Annotated in this window: 15 protein-coding genes; 11 read left to right on the top strand and 4 right to left on the bottom strand. The window is 72.0% G+C overall.

Annotated features, from left to right (window positions below):
* Positions 1-72 precede the first annotated feature (72 nt).
* Positions 73-5,535, top strand: coding sequence for a hypothetical protein (locus JYJ93_RS36125; protein WP_206799153.1), 5,463 nt, complete (start codon positions 73-75; stop codon positions 5,533-5,535).
* A gap of 4 nt (positions 5,536-5,539) precedes the next feature.
* Here the strand turns inward: JYJ93_RS36125 and JYJ93_RS36120 are convergent, their stop codons facing one another.
* The gene (locus JYJ93_RS36120; RefSeq protein ID WP_206799150.1) at positions 5,540-6,409 is read right to left on the bottom strand and encodes a hypothetical protein; all 870 of its coding nucleotides are present in this window, start codon (positions 6,407-6,409) and stop codon (positions 5,540-5,542) included.
* A 60-nt stretch (positions 6,410-6,469) separates the two neighbouring features.
* On the opposite strand from JYJ93_RS36120, the gene galU reads away from it, so the two are divergent.
* From galU to def, 6 genes are all read left to right on the top strand, one after another.
* The gene (galU, locus tag JYJ93_RS36115) at positions 6,470-7,372 is read left to right on the top strand and encodes a UTP--glucose-1-phosphate uridylyltransferase GalU (protein ID WP_206799148.1); all 903 of its coding nucleotides are present in this window, start codon (positions 6,470-6,472) and stop codon (positions 7,370-7,372) included.
* Positions 7,369-8,124 carry a hypothetical protein gene (locus JYJ93_RS36110; protein ID WP_206799147.1) on the top strand — a complete coding sequence of 252 codons (756 nt, stop codon included), beginning with the start codon at positions 7,369-7,371 and terminating at the stop codon, positions 8,122-8,124. The genes galU and JYJ93_RS36110 overlap by 4 nt, the downstream gene beginning before the upstream one ends.
* Before the next feature lie 103 nt (positions 8,125-8,227).
* Positions 8,228-8,836: a glutathione S-transferase family protein gene (locus tag JYJ93_RS36105; protein WP_206799146.1), complete on the top strand. Its 609-nt coding sequence runs from the start codon at positions 8,228-8,230 to the stop codon at positions 8,834-8,836.
* Positions 8,837-9,015: 179 nt separating this feature from the next.
* Positions 9,016-11,409 carry a primosomal protein N' gene (gene priA / locus JYJ93_RS36100; protein WP_206799145.1) on the top strand — a complete coding sequence of 798 codons (2,394 nt, stop codon included), beginning with the start codon at positions 9,016-9,018 and terminating at the stop codon, positions 11,407-11,409.
* 16 nt (positions 11,410-11,425) lie between these two features.
* Positions 11,426-17,074, top strand: a complete 5,649-nt coding sequence (locus tag JYJ93_RS36095) for a response regulator receiver protein (RefSeq protein ID WP_242544058.1) — start codon at positions 11,426-11,428, stop codon at positions 17,072-17,074.
* 53 nt (positions 17,075-17,127) lie between these two features.
* The gene (gene def / locus JYJ93_RS36090) at positions 17,128-17,655 is read left to right on the top strand and encodes a peptide deformylase (RefSeq protein WP_206799144.1); all 528 of its coding nucleotides are present in this window, start codon (positions 17,128-17,130) and stop codon (positions 17,653-17,655) included.
* Here the strand turns inward: def and nth are convergent.
* Positions 17,652-18,362, bottom strand: coding sequence for an endonuclease III (gene nth, locus JYJ93_RS36085; RefSeq protein WP_206799143.1), 711 nt, complete (start codon positions 18,360-18,362; stop codon positions 17,652-17,654). The genes def and nth overlap by 4 nt on opposite strands.
* Before the next feature lie 35 nt (positions 18,363-18,397).
* Between nth and ltaE the strand changes: the two genes are divergently transcribed.
* Positions 18,398-19,423 (top strand): low-specificity L-threonine aldolase, encoded by a 1,026-nt coding sequence (ltaE, locus tag JYJ93_RS36080; protein WP_206799142.1) that lies wholly within the window; start codon positions 18,398-18,400, stop codon positions 19,421-19,423.
* Positions 19,424-19,807: 384 nt separating this feature from the next.
* On the top strand, positions 19,808-20,830 hold the full coding sequence (locus JYJ93_RS36075) for a M23 family metallopeptidase (RefSeq protein WP_206799141.1): 1,023 nt from the start codon (positions 19,808-19,810) through the stop codon (positions 20,828-20,830).
* 30 nt (positions 20,831-20,860) lie between these two features.
* Here the strand turns inward: JYJ93_RS36075 and JYJ93_RS36070 are convergent, their stop codons facing one another.
* Positions 20,861-21,130 (bottom strand): HU family DNA-binding protein, encoded by a 270-nt coding sequence (locus JYJ93_RS36070; protein WP_120550461.1) that lies wholly within the window; start codon positions 21,128-21,130, stop codon positions 20,861-20,863.
* A 324-nt stretch (positions 21,131-21,454) separates the two neighbouring features.
* On the opposite strand from JYJ93_RS36070, the gene JYJ93_RS36065 reads away from it, so the two are divergent.
* On the top strand, positions 21,455-22,912 hold the full coding sequence (locus JYJ93_RS36065; RefSeq protein ID WP_206799140.1) for a hypothetical protein: 1,458 nt from the start codon (positions 21,455-21,457) through the stop codon (positions 22,910-22,912).
* Here the strand turns inward: JYJ93_RS36065 and JYJ93_RS36060 are convergent.
* Positions 22,903-24,021, bottom strand: a complete 1,119-nt coding sequence (locus JYJ93_RS36060; protein ID WP_206799138.1) for an alpha/beta fold hydrolase — start codon at positions 24,019-24,021, stop codon at positions 22,903-22,905. The genes JYJ93_RS36065 and JYJ93_RS36060 overlap by 10 nt on opposite strands.
* Before the next feature lie 116 nt (positions 24,022-24,137).
* Between JYJ93_RS36060 and pssA the strand changes: the two genes are divergently transcribed.
* The gene (gene pssA / locus JYJ93_RS36055) at positions 24,138-24,995 is read left to right on the top strand and encodes a CDP-diacylglycerol--serine O-phosphatidyltransferase (protein ID WP_206799137.1); all 858 of its coding nucleotides are present in this window, start codon (positions 24,138-24,140) and stop codon (positions 24,993-24,995) included.
* Positions 24,996-25,041 lie beyond the last annotated feature (46 nt).

Raw genomic sequence — 25,041 nt, 5'->3', positions numbered from 1 at the left:
TGGAAAACCAGGGCCCTGTGCCGACGGACAGGATGCCCCCGTCGCGCGCATCGTGTGTAGACTGGGGGCTTCATGGGTGGCGGGAGACACGGCAAGGGCCCACGGACGCCGGAGCCCTCCCTGCGCGGAGCGGAGTTGGGCTCGCGAGGAGAGGACGTGCGAGGCGCGGTGGCCCGGATCTGTCAGGACGCTGCCCGGCTGCTCCAGGAGGGGCAGGCGGCGCGGGCGTACTCCGGCCTGGTGTCCGCCAGCCGTTCCCTTCCGATGACGCCCCAGCTCGCGGCGGTGCTGGTCCGGTGCGCGCTGAAGGCGGGCACGGAGCGCGCGGTCATCACCCTGCTGGACGCGGCGATGGTGACGGAGCGGGGCGAGGTGCGCCGCGAGGTCCGCCGTCAGCTGTCGCGCGTGTTGCGGCGCACGGGGCAGGAAGCGCGCGCCGCGGCGGTGCTCAACGGGTTGTTGATGGACTCGCCGGACGACGCCCGGGCCCGCTTCGTGCTCGACGTGCTGCGCGAGCGGGTGGCGAAGGCGAAGCCGGCCCCTCGGCTCCCGGTGGAGGACGAGGAGTCCCGAACGAAGACCGTGGAGGTGTCCGCGCTGGCGCTGTCGGATCCGGAGCTGGGCAACACGGTGGTGGAGATGCCGGTGGTGGCCGTGCCGGCTCCGCAGGCGTGGGCTCCCCGGGCCGCCACGGTGCAGGTCCCGCTGGGCGAGTGGGCGGAACCGGCGCGGATGGCGTCGCGAGGCCCCGAGTTCCCCTGGGATGACGATGGGCCGGGCAAGGCCCGCGTGGTGACGCCGCCGCAGGTCGCGAAGACCGTTCCGGAGCCCGTGGTCGTCGCGCAGGAGTCTGGCGAGAAGGTGCGCCATGAGGTCGCAGTGCAAGCGCCGGGCGACTTGGCCCCCTCGGGTTCGGGTGCAGCGTCGTCCGTGGACAAGGCGCCTCAGGTCGAGAGCGCTTCTGGCGAAGCGGCCGCGGATGCGCCCGCGCCCGTCGTCACGCCGGTAAGCGCATCGCCGTCCGCGACGGTGCCTGAACACGTCATCGCGGCGTTGAGCGCATTGATGTTGTCGGGTGCGGCAAAGGCACCAGAGCGCGTCGAAACGGCATCGTCGTCAGCGGAGAACCCTCCGGCGTCCGAGCACGCGGGTGGAACATCGCCAGCGGGTTCGACGCCACCGCCTCCGGACACCTCGGCGGGGCCGGACGCGGTGCGGACACCCGACGAGAAGGTCGAGGCGCCGACGCCTGCCGCCGCGCCACCGGCTCCGCCGTTGTTCGAGTCGACGCAGGTCTTCGGCAAGAAGCTCGAGGAAGCGCTGCCCGCCGATGTCGCAGGGGCTGTCGACGAGAAGCCCGAACCCTCGAAGGACTCCGGCCCTGACGAGTCGCGTTCGCCGGTCGCGGTGCTGGTGCCGGGAGCGCCTTCCAAGGCCTTCGAGGAAGACGAATCGACGTCGGAGATCCTCCCTCCGCCTCCGTCCGAACCGGTCGCTGGAGCGCAAGTCACGGCATCCCGCGAGGACGCATCGGCCTCGAAGCCGCCGGATGCGGACGAAGCGACGTCGGAGGTGAACCCTCCGCGTCCGCCCAGCGCGGTGCTGGTGCCGGGTGCACCCGCGATGGCGTTCGATGACGAGGAGTCGACCTCGGAGATCATCCCGCCCGAGCGTGTCGAAGCGGAGCAGGGCGCTTCCGCGTCAACGCAGTCCCGTGACGGGAAACCATCCGCTCCGCGACGGGCCTCCGTGCTGGTCCCCTCCACCGCGAAGCCCGCGTTCGACGCGGAGGAGGCGACTTCGGAAGTCGTCTTCCCGCAGGTGGATTCCGCCGCGAAGGCCGACACCGCCGCTTCGGATGCACCGGCCTCGGCGCGCACCCCGGACGAGGGCTCGGAGCGGGCACAGTCCCAGCGCCAGGAGGCCCAGCTCATCGCGCGCAGTGCGTGGCGAGAGCTGGCCCAGCTGTACCTCAAGCGCGCGGACCGCGCGAAGGACGCACCCGAGCGCGCCGAAGCCCTCACGCGGCTCGCGGAGGTGATGGAGAACGAGCTCCAGGACTCCGCGGGCGCCGCGCGCATGTACCGGGAGATCGTCGAGCTGACCGGTGAGCGCACGGCGTTGCGTGAACAGGTCCGGCTGTTGTCGCAGCGGGAGGACGCCTCGCTCGTGCGCCGTGCGCTCGATGACGCGATCTCCCGGGCGAGGACCTCGCGGGCGCGCGCCGTGGCGCTGCTGACGCGAGGCGAGCGGCAGCTGAACATGGGCAACCCCGCGAAGGCGCGCGAGGACTTCGAGTCCGCGGATGCGCTCGTGCCCGGGATGCTGCCGGTGCTCGCGGGGCTGGTGCGCAGCGTCTCCGACGACGAGCGCTTCGCCCAGGTCGAGCGTCTGCGCGCCGCCTGTGCGGCCGCGCCGCGCCGCGCGCCGGACCGCCTGGAGGCGCTGCGGGTCCTCGCGCGGACCGCGGAGGAGTCCCTGGGGGACCTGCGCATCGCGCAGTGGGCCTGGGCGGAGGTGCTCGCGGAGAGCCCGGACAATGAGCAACCCCGGGAGCACCTGCTGGCGCTCGCGCGCCGCCTGGGTGACCTGCCCGCGCTGAGTGCGTTGCTGCACGCGCAGCTCGCGCGTGAGCCTCGGGGGCCGGCCGCGCGCAAGGCGCACCTGGAGCGGGTCGCCACGCTGGAGGCGATGGGCGACGCGGGCGCGGCCCTGGCGGAGCTGCGCCAGGCCGTGCGCTTCGAGCCGGGGCACAAGGAAGCCTGGCTGCTGCTCGCGGACCGCTGCACCGAGCGTGAGCAGTTCGGCGAGGCCGCGTGGGCGCTGGAGAACGCGGCCACCGCGACGGAGGACGACGAGGAGCGACAGCACACGTGGGAGCGGCTCGCGCTCTTCTGCCGCGAGGTGCTGCACAACACCGAGAAGGCCCGCCTCTACGCGCGGCGCGCCGAGAGCCTGCGCAAGTCCCGCGAGCAGCGCGCCCGTCCGCCCTCGCAGGAGCCCGCGCGTCCGGCGCCAGCGCAGGCCGTAGGGGTGCCGCCGCCGTCGGTGCTCGTCGCGCCGCCGGTCGCCACGGGCCGGGTGCCCGCGGCGAAGCGCAAGGACCTGTCCGACGAGGTGACATCCAACACGGACGTCCCGTCGCTGCTTCAGGCGGAGGAGGCCTCGTCCGCCAACGCACAGGAGAAGCGCTCGCCAGGGGTCAGCGCGACTGCGCGCAAGGGGCGCGGGAACACGGCAGGCGAAGAGCTAGACGCGGCTCCTGGCAACAAGAAGCGAGGGCGTGCGGGGGCGCGGAGTGACACGGCCGAGCGCGCGCCGCGAAAGCAATCCGAGCGAGGCACGGGAGCAACTCCAGCCGCGCCGCAGCCTGGAAAGGCTCCCTCCGGACGGCACGCGTCGGTAGGAGACACCGCTCAGGGCGCGGAAGCACCGCGTCGCCCCGCATCCGGGAAGGCGCCGGTGGGAGGCCCTGCCGCCCTCGCGGATACAGTCCCGGGCGCGGAGGTCGATCTCCCGGCCAAGGCCCCTTCGGGGCGTCATGCACCGGTGGACGCCGCATCGTCCTCGACGGAAGCGCCTCGACAACCCAAGGCGCCCTCGGGACGTCATGCGTCGGTAGGAACCGCACCGTTCCCCTCGGAAGCCACGCGTCAGCCGAAGGCACCGTCCGGAAGCCACGCGCCGATTGGCACCGCGGCTCCGGGCACGGCCGCCGTTCGTCAGCCGAAGGTCCCATCCGGCCGCCATCCCTCGGTCGCGAGCACGTCGCCAGAAGCGGAGCCTCCCCGTCGCGCCGCGAAGGCTCCCGCGGAGAGCCCTGTCTCCCTCGCGGAGTCCGCCCCCGCGCCCAGCGGCATGGCCCGGGCCGCGAAGCCGTCTCGCGGCGGCCCTGTCCAGGACCCCGGCCCCGCGCCGGACGACGCAACCTCCGCGCCCGACCGCAAGCAGCGCGCCGCCGCCACGCCTCCGCGCGAAAGGACCACGGCCTTCGGAGCCGCGCTCCCTCCAGACGCGGAGCCCGAAGCCCCAGCGTCGCGCAAGGCCGCCACCGCCTCCGAGGACAACGCCCGCCCCTCCAAGAACGCGGGCACGCAGATCCGCGAAGCCGCATCCCGCGTGGAACGCGCCCCGCGCGCCGGACACGCGCCCCGGCTCCCACTGTCCGCCAGCGGCGTGGAACCCCCGCCGCCCCCCCGCGCACCCCTGTCCGCCAGTGGCGTGGAACCTCCAGCCCCCGCGCCGCGCGCCATGGCCGGAGCCTCGCGCCCCGTCGCCCCTCCCTCGAAGGGCCGCGGCGCTCCCGAAGCCCCGCCCGACATCCCGCTCCTCAGCCAGATTCCCTCCGAGGACGAAGACGAGGACGCCCAGGAACTCGGCGCCGGGCCCGTGGAGGCCACGAGCGTCATCGCGTGGGAAGCGCCTCCCGGCCGCATGGACCCCGTGCGCCGCATCCACCGCGCCGGCCGTCCCGAAGGCACCGTCTCCGGCCCGGCCCCCACGCGTCCTCCCCAGGCCAGTGGCCGCCCCACCGTCGGCTCCACCGAGACCCGCGAGACCCCCGCCGCCGTCCCGGACGCCGAGCCCCCCGCGGACTCCACCTCCGCGGAGCCGCTCGTCTTCAAGCTCGTGCGCGAGCGGCCGCTCGACCCGAAGCCCTACCGCGGCCTCGTGGACCACTTCGACCAGCGCGGTGACGCCACCCGCGCCGCGCTCATGCGCGAGCTCGCGGACGCCCTGGAGGGCCGCGACGTCTCCTCGCCCCGCGTGCAGCGCGCACCCCTCACCAACCAGGAGCGCGCAGGCCTGCGCCACCCGGGCCTGCGCACCCCGTCCGGAGAGCTGCTCGCGTGCGTGGGCATCGCGCTGTGCCGGCTCTTCCCGTCGCCCGCGCGCATCGCCAGCACCACGGAGCCCCTGCGCGCCACCTCCGGCCCGGGCGCCGCCGCCGTGCTCGACGCGCTCAACGGCGCCGCGCGCCTGCTGGGCGTGCCCCTGCCAGAGCTCGTCGCGGGCGATGACGACAGCGCCAACATCACCCCGCTGCACACCACCGCCCCGCGCCTCGTCGTGGGCCGGATCCTCGTGCAGCAGCCGCCCACCAACGCCGAGCTGCGCTTCCACGCCGGCCGCGCGCTGTTCTCGCTGTCACCGGACCTGCTCGCCCTGCGCGCCCTGCGCAAGGACCACCTGCTGCGCGCGCTCGCGCTGCTGTCCTCCGTCCTCAAGAACCCCAAGGACGCCGGCGACGACGCCCGCGTGGTGCGCGAGTCCCTGTCCCCCAGGGCCCTGGAGCGCGCCGCCCTGCTGATGGAGCCCGGCACCCGCGACTTCGACGCGAGCCTGCTCGTCGCCGCCGCGCGCGACTCCGCCAACCGCGCGGGGCTCGTCGCCTGCGGAGGCCCCGGGCCCGCGCTCACCGTGCTGCGCGCCCGCCGCCCCCACGACTCGGAGCTGGAGGAAATGGTCCGCTTCGCCGCCTCCGAGCGCTACCTCGCCCTGCGCGACGCCGCCGAAGCGGGCCGGGGCCGCTAGCGCTTCAGTTCACCAGGAGCCGCAGCGTGAGCGACAGCACGCGTCCGTTCAGCCCGCCCAGGTCGTGCTGGTACGCCAGGTCCACGCCGCCGCCTCCGGGCGACAGGAAGCCCGCGCCCACCGTCACGCGGGAAATCTTCTGGAAGCCGTCGTACGTGTAGCCCGCGCGCAGCGGAATCGTCTGGTCGAGGATGTACTCCGCGCCCGTGTTGTACGTGAGCACCGCCGAGTCGCGCGTCTCGAAGTCCGCGCGCATGTCGAACGCCACCACCACCGCCTGCCCCACGTAGGCCGTGTGCGCGGAGAAGTAGCGCGTCAGCTCCACGTTCTCCGTGTCGATGAGGTTGTGCCCCGACACGCCCAGCGACAGCTGCTCGCTCAGCCGCACCAGGATGCCCGCGTCCAGCGTGATGGAGTTGGCGAAGCGCGACTGGCCGTTCAGCCGCAGGTAGTGCCCCGACAGGCCGATGAGCAGCGACTGCCCCAGGGGCAGCGCCGCCCCCAGCGTGCTCAGGTTCGCGGACGTGCGCCCCCCGCCGCGCCCCAGCGATAGCCAGTGGTAGTCCACGCCCAGCGCCAGCCGGCCGCTGCTGGAGTCCGCCAGGGTGATGCCCAGGTAGCCCTCCTTGTTGCGAGGGTCGTACGCGCCCGTGCCCTCGATGCGGTAGGCCGGGAAGAGCGCCATCGCCGCCGGGTTGCCCAGGAGTGCGTCCGCACCCAGACCCGTGGCCCGGTAGGCGCTGCCCATGCCCAGGGACCGTGCATTCGCGATGTTGCGCAGCTCATCGGCCGTTTCGGTCGTGGCGGCTCGGGCGACGAAGGGGACCACGGACAGCGTCAAGCAGAGAGCGGCGGCGATGGCACGGAGCGGCATGGCTGGAGGGAATCTATCCGGCTTGCTGGGGTTCTGGGCCACCAATAGATTCCCCGCCCCATGTCCTCCACCGACACGAAGGCAGCGAAGCTCATCCGCAAGTGCGTCATCCCCGCCGCCGGCCTGGGCACCCGTTTCCTCCCGGCCACCAAGGCCGTGCCGAAGGAGATGCTGCCCATCGTCGACACGCCCACCCTCCAGTACATCGTCGAGGAGGCGGTGAAGGCCGGCATGGAGGACGTCGTCGTCATCAACGGCCGCGGCAAGGGCGCCATCGAGGACCACTTCGACATCGCGTTCGAGCTGGAGACCACGATGCGCGCGCGCGGCAAGACGGCGGAGGCGGACCGGATGCGCGCCATCGCGAACCTGGTGCGCATCATCAGCGTGCGCCAGAAAGAGCCGCTGGGCCTGGGCCACGCGGTGCTGTGCGCCAAGAGCGTCATCGGCGACGAGCCCTTCGGCGTCCTCCTGGGCGACGACATGATCGACTCGGAGGATCCGGGCATCGGCCAGCTGGCGCGCATCTACCAGCAGCACCAGAAGGCCGTCATCGCGCTCATGGAGGTCCCCGAGAGCGAGACGCACATGTACGGCATCGCCGCCGGCAAGGACCTGGGCAACGGTGTCATCCAAATCGACCACGTGGTGGAGAAGCCCAAGAAGGGCACCGCCCCGTCGAACCTGGCGGTGATTGGCCGCTACGTGCTGCCCCCGTCCATCTTCCCCATCCTGGAGAAGCAGACCACGGGCGTGGGCGGCGAAATCCAGCTCACGGACGGCCTGGCCACGCTCCAGAAGACCGAAGGTCTGCTGGGCTACAAGTTCCAGGGCCAGCGCTACGACGCCGGTGACAAGGTGGGTTACCTCAAGGCGAACATCGCCTATGCGCTCAAGCGCCCCGACCTGCGCGGAGGACTCCTGGAGTACCTGCGCGAGGTCGTCAAGACGGAGAAGCCGTGAAGCGTCTCATCGCCGTATCCGCAGTCCTCGCCTCCCTGACCGCCGGCGCCTACGTGCTGCCCGGCGGCTCCATCCTGCGGCGCATGGCCACCGCGCGGGAGGAGAAGCGCCTGTCGTCCTTCCGCGTGGAGGGCTCCGTCATCTTCTCCGCCACGGCCGTGGCGGAGGCCGGGGCCGCCCTCAACGTCCCCACGGACCGCCCGGAGCTCCAGGGTGACGGCGTGCTGTCCGTGAAGATCCCGGGCCGCTGCCGCTTCGACGCGAGCTCGCCCGACAGCAGCCTCAAGTCCGCCACCGTGCAGGCCTCCGGCAAGAAGCGCGTGGTGGAGGGCAAGGAGCTGCCCTCCATCTCCGTGCTGGTGACCCAGGTGTGCGCCATCCTCGCGCAGGACGCGGGCAGCGTGCAGGACACCAAGCTCGCCCAGGAGGCGTACCTCCAGGGGCTGGGCATCAACACGAAGGTGACGTCGCTCGCGCGCTTCGGCGGCGAGGTGGCCTACGTCCTGGGAGACCCCGCGGAGAACAAGCCCCAGTTCTGGGTCTACAAGGACGCCTTCCGGCCCGCGCGCCTGCGCTACTCGGACGCGTCCGGGGCGGCCTGGGACGTGCGCTTCCTGGACTACGCCTCGCCGGCCACCGGCGACTGGATGCCCCGCACCGTGGAGGTGTGGAAGGCGGGCCAGCGCGTGGTGCGCTTCACCGCCCTCAAGGCGGACAACCGCTCGGCCGTGCCGGACACGCTCTTCAAGTAGCGGCCCCCGCTTCGATTCGCTTGCGATGGGCGGGGCTGACGGTGAAAGTCCCGCCCGTTCCAGGACCGGGATTTCCCCGGTTCCTGGCTCGGAGGCGATTCGCATGAAGCTCTATGGCAATCCGATGAGCACGTGTACCCGCAAGGTCCTCACCGTCCTGGCGGAGAAGGGCCACCAGGCCGAGTTCATCAACATCGACCTGATGAAGCACGAGCAGAAGACGCCCGAGCACATCGCCCGCCAGCCCTTTGGCGTGGTGCCCGCGCTGGAGCTGGACGACGGCTTCATCATGTACGAGTCGCGCGCCATCGCCCGCTTCCTGGACCGCACCCTGCCGGGCCCGTCGCTGACGCCCGTGGACCCCAAGGCCTACGCGCTGATGGAGCAGTTCATCGGCGTGGAGCAGTCCTACTTCTCCGGCCAGGCCATGAAGATCGTCATGGAGCGCTTCCGGGGCACCAACAACGAGGAGAACGTCGCCAAGGGCCGCGAGGGCATGAAGCGCCCGCTGGAGGTCCTCGACGCCGCGCTGGCGAACCGGCCGTTCCTCGCGGGCAATGACTTCACGCTCGCGGAGGTCTGCTTCGCGCCGTACATGGAGTACCTCTTCGCCATGGGCGAGAAGGACACCATCGCCCCGTACAAGAACGTGATGGCCTGGTGGGACCGCGTGTCCAACCGCCCGTCCGTGAAGAAGGCCCACGGCCGCTAGGCCGCCCGCACGACCCTCTTTCGCTCAAGGCCTCCCGGGCCTCTTCCGACCCTGTCCTCCAGGGCCGGGAGGGGCCCTTCGTGTTTCCAGACGCAAGGGGAATGTCAGACGCCCGGGGCACAGTGGATCCCGGGTGCAGGACGGGCGGGCCGGGGACGTAGAGCGGCAAGAGGGCGGTCATGGAGCAAGAGCACTTCGCGCTGGGTGGTTTTCCGCGGTCACAGGGAGCGACCCCCGCTCGCGGTTCCATTCCGTTGCGGACGCGGCGTACGGAAGTGGGAAGGGAAGTGTCGCAGCGGGATCCCGCCGGTACAGTGCGCCCCGTCGTGAGCGCCACCCCTGCCCAACTTGCCTCTGTCGCCGTGGGCCGTCCCGTGCGCGGGGAGTTCACCTACCTGGTGCCGGAGGCGCTCGCCGGCAACCTCGCCCCGGGCCAGCGCGTGCTCGTGCCCTTCGGCCGGGGCATGGCGCTGGGCTTCTACCTGGGGCCCGCGAACGCGCCGGTGGAAGGGGGCGTTCGGCTCAAGCCCATCCAGCGCGTGCTGGAGGACTCGCCGTCCCTGCCCAAGGACCTCATCGCGCTCCTGCGCTTCACCGCGGAGCACTACCGCTATCCGCTGGGCGAGGTGATCCGCGGCGCGCTGCCGCCGGGCCTCTCCACCGCGGTGGATGAGAAGGAAGCCAGGCCGGACATCCAGTTCTTCGTGGAGGCGCTCGTCACGGAGCTGCCCCCCGCGCTCGCCCGCGCTCCGGCGCAGGCCGCGGTGCTCCAGTACCTCCTGGCGGTGGGCGGAAGGGCGCCGCTGGACGAGGTGACGCACGCCATCCCCGGCGCGCGCGAGACGCTGAAGAAGCTGGCCACGCGCAAGTTCGTGAAGTGGGTGGAGGTGACGCTCCAGCCCGGTGTGCGCGAGGGCCTGGTGCAGAACCGCCCGGACCGCCTCACCCCGGAGCAGGCCCTGGCGGTGAAGGAGCTCCAGGGCGCCGTGGACGTGGGCGGCTTCCAGCCGTACCTCCTGCACGGCGTCACCGGCAGCGGCAAGACGGAGGTGTACCTGCGCGCGGTGGAGCACACGCTCGCGCGCGGCCTGGGCAGCCTGGTGCTGGTGCCCGAAATCGCGCTCACGCCGCAACTGGTGGGGCGCTTCCGCAGCCGCTTCGGCGGCGACGTGGCGGTGCTGCACTCGGGGCTCAAGGACCGCGAGCGGCTGTTCCACTGGCAGGCGCTGCGCAAGGGCACGGTGAAGATCGCGGTCGGCGTGCGCTCCGCGGTGTTCGCGCCGGTGGAGCACCTGGGGCTCATCGTCGTGGACGAGGAGCACGACCCGTCCTTCAAGCAGGACGAGAAGCTGCGCTACCAGGCGCGCGACCTGGCGGTGGTGCGCGGCAAGCAGGCCGGCGCGGTGGTGGTGCTGGGCTCCGCGACGCCTTCGCTGGAGACGCTCCAGAACACGCGCTCTGGCCGCTACAAGCTGATTGAACTGAAGAACCGCGTGGACGACCGGCCCATGCCCTCCATCAGCCTGGTGGACCTGCGCGTGGAGCGTCCGCGCGAGGGCCAGGTGACGGAAGAGGCGCCCATCCTCAGCCCGCAGATGCTCCAGGCCATGGAGGAGACGGTGGCCAAGGGGCAGCAGGTCATCCTGTTCCTCAACCGCCGCGGCCACAGCACCATCCTGCTGTGCGAGGTGTGCGGCCTGTCGCTCAAGTGCCACGACTGCGACGTGTGCATGACGCACCACCGCTCGCAGAACCGGGTGGTGTGCCACTACTGCGGCGTGGCGTTCCCCGTTCCGAACGCCTGCCGCGAGTGCACCGGCCCGCTGCTCAAGCTCGGCATCGGCACGGAGCGCGTGGAGGCGGAGGTCCTGGAGCGGATGCCACACGCACGCGTGGCGCGGCTGGACCGGGACTCCGCGACGAGCGCGGAGAAGCTCACGGAGCTCTTGGCGTCCTTCGCGCGGCGTGAAATCGACGTGCTGGTGGGCACCCAGATGGTGGCCAAGGGGCACGACTTCCCGGGCGTGACGCTGGTGTGCGTGGTGATGGCGGACACGTCCCTGGCGATTCCTGATTTCCGAGCCGCTGAGCGGACCTTCCACCTGTTGACCCAGGTGGCGGGGCGCGCGGGGCGCGGGAAGGACCCGGGCCGGGTGCTGGTGCAGACCTACAACCCGGACGCGGAGCCGGTGAGGCGGATGCTGGCGCACGACTTCGACGGGTTCTCCAAGCAGGAGCTGGAGTGGCGCAAGGCGCTGGCCTATCCGCCCTTCGCGCGCATGGCGGCCGTCCGGCTGGAGGGCGAGCACCCGGAGCAGACGGCGGGCGTGGCGCGCTTCCTGGGGAACCTGGTGGGACGCCACATGCCACCGGCGTCGGCGGGGGTGCGCCTGCTGGGTCCGGCCCTGGCGCCCATTGCCCGCATCCGGGGCAAGACGCGCTGGCAGTTGCTCCTGAAGGCGCCGACACATGCGGCGCTCGCCCCACTGCTCGCCCGGTTGGAGGCGGCGTTGGCGGATGTGCCGAACGGAGTGAAGGTCGTCATCGACGTGGATCCCGGGGCCATGCTGTAGACTCCCGGGCTCCCCCATGGGCGCCTCGGTCCTCCTCGTACACGACGACATCGCCACCATCGCCGCCGTCCGGCGACTGCTGTCCCGCGAAGGGCACGAGGTCATCCTCGCGACCTCCGCCGCGGACGCGCTCATCGCTTTCGGGCATCACCTGCCGGAGCTCATCGTGCTCGCGCCGGGCGTGGAGAGCGACCGCGGGCGCGTGGTGCTGGAGGAGCTGGTGCAGCACCCCGAAGGCCACAAGGCGCGGGTGCTGCTCCTGAGTGAGGCCATCGAGGGCTTCAGCGCGCCGGTGGCGCCGCTGCCCCTGGACGGCCCGAGCTTCGTGACGCTGGTGGACACGTTGATCCGCGCGCCGGCGGAGGCGGATGGCTGGCGCGTGGTGGAGAACCGGACGCTGGGGGAGCCGGCGAAGGGGAGCGCCCCGGCGGACGAAGACTGGCATGTGACGGCGCCGCGCTCGGTGGGCGGGGACCCCGCGCTGGCGAACGCGCTGTTCGGGGACCTGGCGCCGCTGAACCAGACGGACTGGGAAGTGGCGGCGATGACGCGCGAGGAGCGCAGCGCGCACGCCGTGCACCAGCAGCGCGAGCGCAGCATGAACGCCGCGCTGGAGCAGGCGCACCTGGAAGTGGAGACGGAGGCCATCGCCTCCATCGACTCCGCGCTGTCGGTGGGCACGAAGTCGCAGTGGGCCGGAGCGGAGGGGGAGGGTGACTCCGGCGAGGCGTGGGGCGAGGAGGATCCGGACGCGAGCGTCGGCAGTGAGTGGGACGCGGAGCCGCCGAACGCGGAAGGGGCGGACGAGGGCCGTTCCTCGGAGGCGCGCACCACGTTGCGCTTCCCGTTCCCGAACGCCGAGGGCGAGAATGCGCCCGCCGAGGGGCGGCTCGCGTTCCGTGAGGAGCCGCTCACGCCGCCGGGACTGAAGCCGGTGAAGCCCGCGCCGAAGCTGGGGGACGAGGGGTTCTTCGACGTCGACTCGGACGAGGACGGCGGGGCGGCGAAGGCTGCGGAACCGGAGGGCTCGGAGCCGCTGGCGTGGAAGGAACTGGAGCCGGATCCGGAGCTGCGTGCGTCTCCGGGCGGCGTGGAGGATTCCGACGAGACGGACTTCGGTTCGGTCGCGGACGACGTGGCGGCGGAGGAGCGGGCCGCGGCTGTCGCGGCGAGTGCTCCGGAGGAGGACGCGCCCTCGGAGCCGACCGCGGAGGAGCTGGCGGCGGCGGGCCTGTCGAACTGGGATGTGCTGGAGGCGGACCTCAAGGCCTCCGCCGAGGCGCGCGAGCGGGACGAGGACTCCTCCTCGGACGACGCGAAGCCGGTGGGTTCGGACTGGTTCGATTCAGAGACCGTCGAGGAGGCGAAGGAGGAGGGTTCCAAGCCCCTCCAGTGGGCGGAGCCCGCGAGCCCGGCAGATGCGGCACCCCCGAATCCAGCCAGGGCGGAGTCGCGCGAGGGTGGGACGGCGGACAGCGCCGCGCCGAAAGTGAATCCCGAGAGGCCGCTGCGTGTCGCGGCCCGTGTCCCGTTGCGCTCGTCGGGAAAGAGCAGCGCGGGCGTCGTGGCGACCGTGGGCGTCTCGTCCGCGAGCCCGGGCGATACGACAGGCGGCACGTCCACGCGTCCGGGCAACGAGTCCGGAGTGGGAGCCGAGGGCCTGAGCGACCCGTCCGGAGCTGGAGCGGCGAGGGCCAGCGGCACCGACGCGCATCCGGGAGACAAGGCCGGAGCAGGAGATGCGGCGTCGTCGCCACCGCAGGTGCCAGGCGGCCTGCAGCGGGCGAACAAGACGCGCGCCCAGGAGCAGGAAACCCCTGCTCCAGCGCGCACGGACGCAGCCGAGTCATCATCGGACCTCGCCGCGGAGCTGGAATCGCTGCGTGAGGAGCTCGCGCTGGCCCACGCCGCCATCGAGGAGGCCGAGGCGCGAGCCGCGGACGCGGAAGCGCTGGCCGAATCGGAGCAGTCGCTCCGCGTCGAGCTGGAAGAGCGCATCGCGAGCGAAGAGCGAGCACGCGAAGACGCGCGGCTCGAAGCGGATGCCGAGGTCGAGGCCCGGAGCGCCGTGGAGGTGCGGGCCGAAGCGGAGGTCCACGCCCGCGCCCGCGCCGAGTCCCTGTTGAAGCAGGCCTCGGCGGCCAAGGAGGCCTCGGAAGTCCAGGCCGAATCGGCGACGGAGGCCCTCGCGGAGGTCGAGGCGCGGCTCGCCTCCGAGGCCGGAAGCCGCGTGGAGGCTGAAGCCCGCGCGGAGGCCGAGGCGCGTGACCGCCGTGAAGCCGAGGCCCTCGCGGAGATGGCCCGGCTCGAGATGGTCGAGCTCGAGAAGCGCCTCGCCACGGAGGTCCAGGCGCGCGAGGAGGCCGAGCTCCGGGCCCGCCAGGAAGCGCAGACGCGCGAGGAGGCCGAAGCCCGCGCCGAGCTGGAGCAGGCCGCGCGCACGGACGTGGAGGCGCGGCTCGAAGCCGAGATCGAGGCAAGACTCGCGGCCGAAGCCCGCGCGGAAGCGCGTCAGCGAGCACAAACCGACTCCGACACGGCGGAGAGCGAGGACGCCGCGCTCCGTGCGGACCTGGAGTCGCGGCGCGCCGAGGCGGAGGCCAGGGCCGAGGCCGAGGCGAAGGCCCGCACCGCCGCCGAAGCGAAGGTGAAGCACTCCGCGCAGGCGCTGTCCCTGGTGGAGGTGCGAGCCCACCAGTTGGCCCAGTCGCTGGCCGAGTCCGAAGCGAAGTCGAAGCAGTCCGCGCAGGCGCTGGCCCAGGCGGAGACGCGGGTGCAGCAGGCCACGCAGGCGTTGGCGCAAGCCGAGGCGAAGGCGAAGCAGTCCGTGCAGGCCTTGGCGCAGATGGAAGCCAGGGCGCAGCAGCTGGCGCAGGTGCTGCTTCAGGGCGAAGCCAAGGCAAAACAGTCCGCCCAGGCCGTGAGCCAGGCCGAGGAGGCCCGAGCCGCCGCGGAAGCCACCGCCGAACGGAACGCCGAAGCCCTGGCGCAGGCGGAAGCCCGGGCGACGAAGGCCGAGGAAGCCCTGGCCGAAGCCCAGGTCCGCGCGGAAGAGGCCGAAGCGGCGAGGCAGCAGAACGAGACGCGCTTCGCGGAGACCCTGAGCCAGGCCAACGCCCGGATGGAGCAGCTCAAGCAGGCCCGCCTGCGAGCCGAAGCCCAGGCCGCGCAGCCAGCCGAAGCCCTGCTCCAGGCGGAAGCCCGGGTGGAGCAGCTGACGCAGGCCCTGAAGCAGGCCGAAGCGCGAGCCACCGAAAACACCGAGCAACTCAAGCAGGCCCAGGCCGAAGCCGAGGCCCGCGCGGAGCAACTCCAGCAGCTCCAGGCCAACTCCGGGACCCGCGAGGGCCAGTTCACGCAGGTCCAGGCCGAAGCCCAGGCCCGCATCGAACAGCTCAAGCAGGCGCTCACCGAAGCGGAAGCGCGAGCGGAGCAGTTCACGCAGGAGCGCACGGAAGCGGAATCCCGCGCGGACCGGCTTGAGCAGGCACGCACCGAAGCCCAAGAGCGAATCGAGCAGCTCACCCAGGCGCGCACGGAAGCCGAAGCCCGCGCGGATCAGCTTGAGCAGGCACGCACCGAGGCCCAAGAGCGCATCGAGCAGCTCACGCAGGCACGAGCCGAAGCAGAGGCCCGTGCGGAGCAATCCCTCCAGGCGCGCACGGAAGTGGAAGCCCGCGCGGATCAACTCGCGCAAGCACACGCCGAAGCCGGGTCGCGCATCGAGCAGCTCACGCACGCACTCGCGGATGCCCAAGCGCGCATCGAGCAGCTCACGCAGGGGCGCGCCGAAGCCGAGTCGCGTGCGGAGCAGTCCACCCATGCGAGCACCGATGCCCAGGCGCGCATCGAGCAGCTCACGCAGGGGCGCGCCGAAGCCGAGGCGCGCATCAAGGAACTCACGCAGGCTCGCACGGAAGCCGAGTCGCGCGCGGAGCAGTCCACTCACGCGAGCACCGAGGCCCAGGCGCGCATTGAGCAGCTCACACAGGCGCTGACCCAGGCCCAGGCCCGGGCGGATCAACTCGCGCAGTCCCTCGCCCAGGCGGAGTCCCGCGCCGAGCAGTCCACGCACGACGCGGACGAGCTCGCCCGGACCCGCCTGGCCCAGGCCGAACAGGCCCGCGCCGAAGCGGAAGCCACCGCTGAACAGCAGCTCCAGGCCCGCACCGCCGCGGAAACCCGCGCCCTCCAGGCCGAGCAGAAGGCCGCCGAAGCCACCGCCAGGGCCACGTCCGAAGGCCGCCTGCGCACCGTGCTGGAAGTCCGCCTCGACTCCGAGGCCCGCGCGCGCCAGGACATCGAGGCCCGCCTCGAAACCGAGTCCCAGGCCCGCACCGCCGCGGAGTCCCGCCTCGCCGCCGAGACCCAGGCGCGCACCGAAGCCGAAGCCCGCGCCCGCTCCGAATCCACCGACCTCACGCAGGCCCGAGACACCCTGCAAGCACAGCTCGACCAGCTCCGCGAGGAGTTCGCCCGCGAGCGCGAGACCCGCACCCGGCTCGAAGCCGAAGCCGTCGAACAGCGCCTCCAGGCCGAACGCGAGCGCGCGGAGCTCGAAGCCCGCGCGCAGCGGGACGCGGAAGAAGCCGCGGCCCAGGCCCGCGCCACCATCATCCCGCTCGAATCGCCTGGCCGTCCGGAGATGGCGGTGGCCCGCAGCGGCAGCCTCACGCAGGAGGGCCTCGCGCGCCTCATCCTGCGGCTCTGCGACGCGCGCATGGAGGTGCGCCTGGAGCTCAAGGTGATGAACGCCTTGCGCGTCCTCTGGCTGCGCGATGGAACCCTCGTCGGCGCCGCGTCCTCCGCGCAGGGCGAGTCCCTCGTCGACCGCGCCCGCGCGGACGGCCTCATCGACGCGCGCCAGGAAGCCGAGCTGCGGCTCGTGCGCAGCGCCACCACCGGCACGCTGCTGGAAGCCCTGCGCGGGCGCGGCTACGTGCGCGAAGCCGAATCCGTCCCGCTGGTCCAGCGCTACACCGAACAGGTCTTCCTGGACGCGCTCTCGGAGCCCTCCACGCTCTACCGCCTGGTGCCAGAGCCCGCGCCCCATGAGGTCGCGCTCGCCGCCGCCACGCGCCCGCCGCTGCACCTGCTCGCGGAAGGGCTGCGCAACACGCTCACCGCCGAATCACTCCTGGACGCGGCGGGCTCCCTGCGCGCCCAGGTCTCCCGAGGCGACGCGCACATGCCCCCCGCGGACTTCGGCCTCTCCTCTCGCGAACTCCAACTCCTCCAGGCCGTGGACGGAGAACGCACGCTGGAGTCACTGCTCCTGGGCGCGGGCCTGCCGCAGGACGGCGCGCTCAAGACGCTCGCGGTGGCGCGGACGCTGGGCCTCATCGCGCTGCATCCGCCGTCGGAGGACGCGCACGGCGGCCTGCCGCCGGAACTGGACGTTCACCGCCTGGAGGCCAAGTTCGAGGAGATCCAGGACGCGGACTACTTCACCGTCTTGGGGCTCGCACGCTCGGCCGGCAGCGAGGAGGTCAAGCGGGCCTACGCACTGCTCGCCGCCGAGTTCCACCCGCTGCGCTTCGCCGGTCATCCGGACCCCGCGCTCCAGCACCGGGCGCAGCAGATCCGCGCGGTGTTGACGGAGGCCGCGCGGGCGTTGGGAGACGACCGCCTGCGGGGCGAGTACGCCCGTAATCTGCTCGACTGATGCCCGGTGGAACGGTTGCCCGTCGCGGTCCGGAGGGGTTAAGAATCCCCTCCATGGTTCGCGAGATTCTCATCTGGCCCGACCCCATCCTGAAGCAGAAGGCCAAGCCGGTGGCGAAGGTGGACGACAAGGTCCGCGCGCTCATCAAGGACATGTTCGAGACCATGTACGCTGCCGAGGGCGTCGGTCTCGCCGCCCCGCAGGTGGGCATCCTCCAGCGCATCATCGTCCTGGACACCCGGCCACAGCAGCCGGAGTCCAAGCCCCTGGCGATGATCAACCCGGAGTTCGTCGCGCTCGAAGGGGAGACGACCTACACGGAGGGCTGCCTCTCCATCCCCGGTGAAGCCGAGGACGTGGACCGCGCCGCCGTCGCCACCGTGCGCTACCTGGACGAAGAGGGCCAGGAGCAGACGCTGCGCTGTGACGGCCTGCTGGCCATCGCCGTGCAGCACGAGACGGACCACCTGGACGGCACCGTCTTCGTGGACCACGTCTCCACGCTCAAGCGCGAGTTCATCCGCAAGCGCATGAAGAAGCTCAAGGCCTCGCGCGACCAGGGCGCTCCGGCGTCCGCTTAAACCTTCGCGGTGGCGCGCACGCCCTTCTTCGGGCACTTCGCCGCCACCACGCAGGCGCCGCAATCGGGCGAGCGCGCGAAGCACGTGCGCCGCCCGTGCCACACCAGCAGCTGATGCCCCAGCGTCCACCGCTCGCGAGGCAGCAGCGCCTGCAGGTCCTTCTCCACCTTGTCCGGATCTTCGTGGGTGGTGAAGCCCAGCCGGTACGCCAGCCGCTTCACGTGCGTGTCCACGGGGAAGGCCGCGTCGCCGCCCAGGTGGATGCACACCACGCCCGCCGTCTTCAGCCCCACGCCGGGCAGCTCCGCCAGGGTGTCGCGCACCAGCGGCACCTGCCCGCCATGCTCCGCCACGAGCGCGCGCGCCGTGGCCACGATGTTCTTCGCCTTCGCGCGGTACAGCCCGCAGGTGCGGATGAAGGGCTCCACGTCGGTGGGCTCGACGCGCGCGTAGGCCTGGGCATCCGGGAAGCGGGCGAACAGGGCAGGGGTCACCAGGTTGACGCGCTTGTCGGTGCACTGCGCGGACAGGATGACGGCGACCAGCAGCTCCAGCGGCGTGCGGTAGTCCAGCTCGATGCGGGCGTCCGGCATGGCTGCTTCCAGACCGTCCAATACCGCCACCGCGCGCTGCCGCTTCTCACCCACTGTCTCTCGCCGGGCCACGCGGGCGTTGTATGTCACGGGGCGGCCCCGCCCAAGCGCCATGGCGGGGCAACCCATTTCACGCAGCGAGGAGAACCATGAAGCCCATCGACTTCCGCTCCGACACCGTGACGAAGCCCACGCCCGCCATGCGCAGGCTCATGGCCGACGCGGAGGTCGGCGACGACGTCTACGGCGAGGACCCCACGGTGCGCCGCCTGGAGGAGCGCGTGGCCGAGCGGCTCGGGCTGGAGGCCGCCGTCTTCGTCCCCTCCGGCACGCAGGCGAATCAGATCGCCATCGGCGCGTACTGCCGTCCCGGCGACGAAGTGCTCACGGAGGAGGGCAGCCACATCCTCCAGTACGAAGGCGGCGCGGTGCCCGCGCTGTGGGGCGCGCAGCCGGGGCCCCTGCCGGGCGAGCGCGGCCTCTTGAAGCCGGAGACCGTCGCGGCGGCGGTGCGCGAGGACAACATCCACAACCCGCGCACGCGCCTCTTGTCTCTGGAGAACACGCACAACCGGGGCGGCGGCACGGTGTGGCCGGTGGAGCGCTTCAATGCGGTGGTGGACGCGGGGCGCAAGGCCGGGCTCGCGGTGCACCTGGACGGCGCGCGTCTGTTCAACGCGGAGGTGGCTGCGGGCCAGCCCGCGTCCGCGTGGGCGTCGCTGACGGACTCGACGTCGGTGTGCTTCTCCAAGGGCCTGGGCGCGCCGGTGGGCTCGGCGCTCGCGGGCAAGAAGGACGTCATCCGCGAGGCGCGGCGGCTGCGCAAGCGGCTGGGCGGTGGCATGCGGCAGGCGGGCATCCTCGCGGCGGCGGCGCTGTACGCGCTGGAGCACCACGTGGAGCGCCTGGCCGAGGACCACGCCAACGCGCGCCGTCTGGCCGAAGGCCTGGCCCAGGTGCCGGGCGTGAAGGTGGACCTGTTCCGGGTGGAGACGAACATGGTGTTCGCGGACCTGGTGCGTCCGGCGGCGGAGGCCTCCGCGCTGCTGCTGAAGCAGGGCGTGCTCGCCAACCCCACCGGTCCGCACTCCATCCGCCTCGTGTGCCACCTGGACGTGTCCACCGCGGACATCGACGACGCCCTGGCGCGCATCCGCCAGGCCTTCGCCGGCTGACCCGCCGAGGCCTTCCAGAACCTGTCCGACAGTCGGACAGGTTTCAGCGGCCCGGCGTGGATGGCGCGGAGCCCCGGGCATGGTGGCTGACAGGGCAGGCCCGACAGGGGACGGGCCCGGCCAGGACCCGCCGGGAACCTGTCCGACAGTCGGACAGCTTCGCGCGGGGCGCCCGCCTCGCGCAGGGGGACCGCCGCCACGTTCGAGGGGCCCAAGGGGCCGACATGGCCGGGAGTCCTGTCGGTGGAATGACGGTCCGCCACGACCTGTGGGCGAACTCCCTCCACGTCACCAGGTGTGAACCGCACGCACCTGTCCGGCCGGGGAGATGATCCGTGGCCTGAAGGGTGGACGGTCCAGCGCGCGTGGTAGGCTCACCCCGCCGTGCGCCGACCCGCCGTCCTTGCCCTGCTGGCCCTCTCCGCCTGCGCGACGCCGCGGCCGGGGAAGATGAGCTTTGAGGAGCTGTACGCGACCTCGGGCGACAGTGGCTTCGCCAACAGCAGCACGCCCTTCCTCCCCCGAGAACCGGACCGCGCCCGCGGGCCCCTGGCGCCGGAACGCTCCCCGGAGCTGGAGGCCGCCCTCGCCGCGTTCACGCAGCAGGCCCAGGCCTACCGCCAGAAGGTCCAGCGCGGCAGCGCCATGCCGGCCGAGCAGGTGCGCAACTGGGAGGCGATGAACTCGGCCCTGGACGCCTTCCTGGCCCGGCCGGTGGAGCACACCGACACCCGCGACCTGACCCGCGCTCGGGGCGTGATGGAGGCGGAGCTGGAGCAGGACGCGCGCCTGTACGGCGACATGCCCGGCTCGCTCGCGGAGGCCGTGGTGATTCGTGTGGGCCGCCTCATCGTGCGCGCGTCCACGCTGCGCCGCTGGGAGCAGCCACCGGAGCCCTCCGGCCCGCCGCGCCTCGCCTGGCCCGTGGAGCCGGTCACCATCACCAGCCTCTACGGCGACCGCTGGCACCCCATCACCGGACGGCTGCGCCGCCACTCGGGTGTGGACCTGGCGGCGCGCCGCGGACAGCCCGTGGGCGTCGCGGACCGGGGCGTCGTCCTGCGCGCTGGCTGGAACGGCGACCACGGCAAGATGGTGGAGGTCCAGCACGACGGCCAGTGGGTGACGCGCTACAGCCACCTGTCCGAGGTCCTGGTGACGACCGGCGAGGTGCTGGCGAGGGGCGACGTGGTGGGGCTCGCGGGGGACACGGGCCTGGCGACCGGCGTCCACGTCCACTTCGAGCTCTGGCACGACGGCAGTTCACTGGATCCGCTGGAGGCGCTCGTCGCCCCCGAGGCGGCCCCGGACGCCTCCGACGAGGAGCGTCCCGTGGCCCGCATGCCGGCGGAGTCCCCCGTCCTCACGTCCCAGGGGCGCCACCCGGCCACGGGTTCGCGCCCCTGAGGGGAACGGGCCTTCACGACGGCCCTGCGACTACAGCGAGTTCTTCAGCTCCTTGGCCGGACGGAAACCGACCGTCTTCGACGCCTTGAGCTTCATCATCTCGTTGGTCTGCGGGTTGCGGATCTTCCGCGCCTTGCGCGAGCGCAGCGACCACGTGCCGAACCCGGGGTAGCTGAAGCGCGTGTCCTTCTTCACCGCCTTGCCGATGTTGGTGAAGACGCTGTCGAGGATCTGGGCAGCCTGCTTCTTCGTGAGCCTCGACTGCGCAGCCACCACCTCCACGAGCTCTGCCTTGGTCATGACACCCCTCCTCTGTGCGTTGTCTGGCGTTGAACGAGCGGATGGCGGAGGTAACAAATCGAGGTTTCGACTGTCAATGCGCCACCTGCTCCCGGGCCGGAAATTCGGCCTCCGGATGAAAACTGGCCTCTGAAAATACACCCTGTAGAGAGATGGGAGGATCGCATCTTTTGATACATCCTCACACTCCTGCTTTCCGCATCAGGAGAAGTGATCGATTGATGATCGGGTCCGCATGAAAGGCATTGGAAAATCGATCACTTAGCAGTCGCTGCTGATCCAGCTCCAGCAGGGTGCCATCAGGGGGCTAGAGTGCCTGCCCGCGTGACCCTCCGACTGCTTCCATGGCTTCTTGTCCTGCTGTGCGCCTGCTCGCGGCCAGCCTCACGGCCCCAGGCGACGGCCGAGCTCTGGGTGGACGGGGCGGCCTCGGACGGTGACGGCACCCGGGAGCGGCCCCTGCGATCGCTGACCGAGGCCCTGGCCCGCCCCGGCCCGAAGCGCGTGCACCTGGCCGCCGGCCGCTACGAAGGCCCCTTCCGGCTGCCAGGGGGCATGCGGCTCGTGGGGGAGGGCCCTTCCACGATCCTGACGGCGGCGGATTCCACCCTCACCGTGGTGGAGGCCCCTGAGGACACCGCTCTGGAGTCCCTGGTGGTCGAGGGAGGAGGCTGGGGCCTGGACGCCCGGGGGCCCATGCGGGTCCACACCGTGACCTTCCGGAACCAAGCTCTGGGCGCCATCCGGCTCGGCGCGGGTCCGCTGGAGGGCAGGGGGCTGCGCTTCGAGGCAGGGGCAGCCAGCCGGGCTCCGTCCGCGGTGGGCGTGCTCGTGGAGGCCGGAACCGCGGGGGCCTCCGCGCCCTCCGTGATCCTCCGGGACAGCGCCTTCGTGGGGGCCTACGACCGTGCGGTCCGGGCCCGGGGCAGGGCCACGGTGCGTCTGGAGGGAGTGGACTTCCAGGGCCCCCGGATGGCGCTGAGCCAGGAGGGTGGAGTGGTGAACGTCGAACGGTCACGGGCCTCCGGAGGCACGGGCACGGCGTTCTCCGTGGTGGAGGGAGCGCTGACGCTGGTGGACGTCCAGGTCCAGGGGCACGAGTACGGCGTGACGGCCAACCAGGCCCGGCTGTCGGTGCGGGGCTTCACCTCGGAGCGCGCCACGCGCGCCGGGATGGGGCTCACCGCGACGACCGGCCTGCTGGAGGACGTGACCGTGAAGGACGCGGGCACCTACGGGGCGCTTCAGCTCACCGCCTCGGACCTGGAGGTGCGGCGCTTCCGCCTGGAGGGCTCACGGGAATACGGCGTGGTGGCGCTGCAGGGCCGCGTGCGCCTGCGGGACGGCGTCATCCAGGGCGTGAGCACCGCGGATGGCATCACGGGCGACGGGCTCCACCTGCGCCAGGTGGACGCGGACGTCGACACCGTGACCGTCGAGGGCGCGAAGGGCACCTGCGTGCTGGCGACGCAGCGGGCCCGCGCGACGCTCCGCAACGCCCGGCTCTCGGGCTGCGGGCTCGCCGCGTTGGCCGTGGACACGGAGGCCACCCTGGAGTCCCGGAACATCGACGTGCGCGACACCCAGGGCTCCATCCTGGTGGCCATCGAAGAGGGGCAATTGCAGGTGGAGGACCTCACCGCGAAGGACGCGCGAGGCGAGCTGGTCTCCACCGACTGCGAGGGCCAGACGCGCGTCCGCCTCCGCCACGTCGACGCGAGCACCACGCGAGGCCTGCGCTCCCCCTGCGTCCAGCTCGACGCCCGCTCGCCTCAGCCCTGAGCGGGAGCGGACGTGGGAGGCAGCGGCGTGGCGCGCTGTTCGAGCCACTCGCGGATGACGGGGTAGACCTCCATGGGCGCGCCGGTGCCGAAGATGAGGTCGCCGTGGCCATAGTCCATCTTGTCCCCGCGGTCCCGGCCAAAGACATGCAGTGTGCGATCCGGTGACGTGAGCAGCGCGTACTGCGCCTCCACGTTGGCCGCGGTGGCCAGGCGGTCCGCGCTGCCGCCCATCACGAGCACGGGCAACTGGAGCTTCGCGATGCCCGCGCGCCAGTCCGTCTTGCGGTCGTAGGACCGGAACGCGTCGTGGGAGATCCAGTCCTGGAACTGGAGCAGCACCTTGCGGCTCATCGCCGCCATCATGTTGACGGACAGCTGCCGCAGGACGCGCGGCGGAACATGCCGGGGGTTCACGACGATGTCGGACAGGGGCAGCGCGAGGTAGCCCAGGAAGGGCGCCATGCTGGCGCTCACCCACGACTGACGGATGCTCCCGGGCCACGCCGCGCGCACGCCCAGCGAGATGAGCGTCCGCAGGAACGGCTCCGACTTGAGATACACCGGCGCGCCCAACTCGAGCAGGCCCGCCAGCTTCCCGCCATCGGGCCCCTGCGCCACGCCGTACCCCACCAGGCCCCCCAGCGAGTGGCCCAGCCAGAAGGCCTGCTTCGCGCCGGTCTCCTTCAGCGCCAACTCCAGCAGGGCGGGCCCGTCGTGACGGATGTGGTCGTCCACGGTGAAGTCCGTGGGCCGCCGGCCCCTGGGTGGACGCTGCGAGTGCCCGGTGCCGCGCCACTCCACGCTGAAGCAATCGAAGCCGGCCTCGGTGAGGTAGTGGGCCACGGAGTACGGCGGCTCGAAGTCGAAGGTGAAGCGGTTGGCCGCCAGCCCGTGGCACAGCAGGACGGGCTCCGCGAAGCGGCGCACCGGGGCCCGCCGCGCGTGCACGGTCAGTTCCCACCCGTCCGCGCACTTCACGCGCAGCATCTCGGGGAGCGGGCCCTTGAGGCGGTACCAGCGCCTCACGAGCAGGACCCACACCACGTTCACCAGCAGCAGGACGGCCGCCGCGGCCAATCCCCACAGGGCCCACTGCCCGTACGGCATTTCTCCTCCCATAGGACCGGGGACTGACTCCGGCGCGAATAAAACCCTGCTAAGGTCCGTTCCCTCGCCGTTTCTGCCACATGGGCAGCCGACCACCTGGGGAAGTCGAGGGAACGATGAAGCTGCGGAAACTGATGTTCGTGCTCCCGAACCTCTTCACCGTCACTTCCATCTTCTGTGGCTTCTACGCCATCACCCTGTGTTCGGGTGAGGCTGAACCGGTGCAGCTGTACCAGGCGGCCCTGGCCATCCTCTTCGCCATGTTCTTCGACGGGTTCGACGGACGGGTGGCCCGCCTGACGAAGACGCAGAGCGACTTCGGCATGCAACTCGACAGCCTCGCGGACGTCATGTCCTTTGGCGCGGCGCCGGCGCTGCTCGTCTACAAGTGGGCGTTGGCCCCCATGGGCTTCTGGGGCCTGTTCATCTCCTTCGCGTTCATGGCCTGCGGTGCCATGCGGCTGGCGCGCTTCAACGTGCTCGCCATGCGCAACCCGCACGGCGGTGGCGGCGGCTTCTTCGTGGGGCTCCCCATCCCGCTGGCGGCCGGCGTGCTCGTCTCCCTCATCATCTCCCACCACGTGGCCTCGCAGGGCGAGGCGCTCGGTGACGGCGCGCGCGTGCCGGTGGCGGTGGCGGTGGGCGCCCTGTCGCTGCTGATGGTGTCCACGGTGCGCTACCGCACCTTCAAGGACGCGCGTCCCAGCCGCAAGACGGCGCTCGTCTTCATGGCCATGGCGCTCACGGGCGCGTTCATCGCCCAGCGTTTCCACCCGGCCTGGGTGCTGGTGACGTACTTCGCCGCGTACCTGGTCATGGGGCTGGTGGAGTCCGCGGTCTCCGTGCGCAGCCGGCTGGCGTCGCGCAAGGTCGGCGCCGTCGCGGCGGTGGCCGTGGCCGCCGGGCTCGACGAGGACGACGACGACGAGGACTCCGAGCCCAACGCCACGGACGACGGTCCCGCGTTCCTCTGAGCAGCCGAGCGCGGGAGCCGGGACGCGGACCGTGCCGGCCGCTAGG

The organism is Corallococcus sp. NCSPR001 (genome assembly GCF_017309135.1).
Lineage (GTDB): Bacteria > Myxococcota > Myxococcia > Myxococcales > Myxococcaceae > Corallococcus.
Note: the sequence above shows the minus strand (reverse complement) of the source record. Positions and strands in the feature narration are given on the sequence as shown.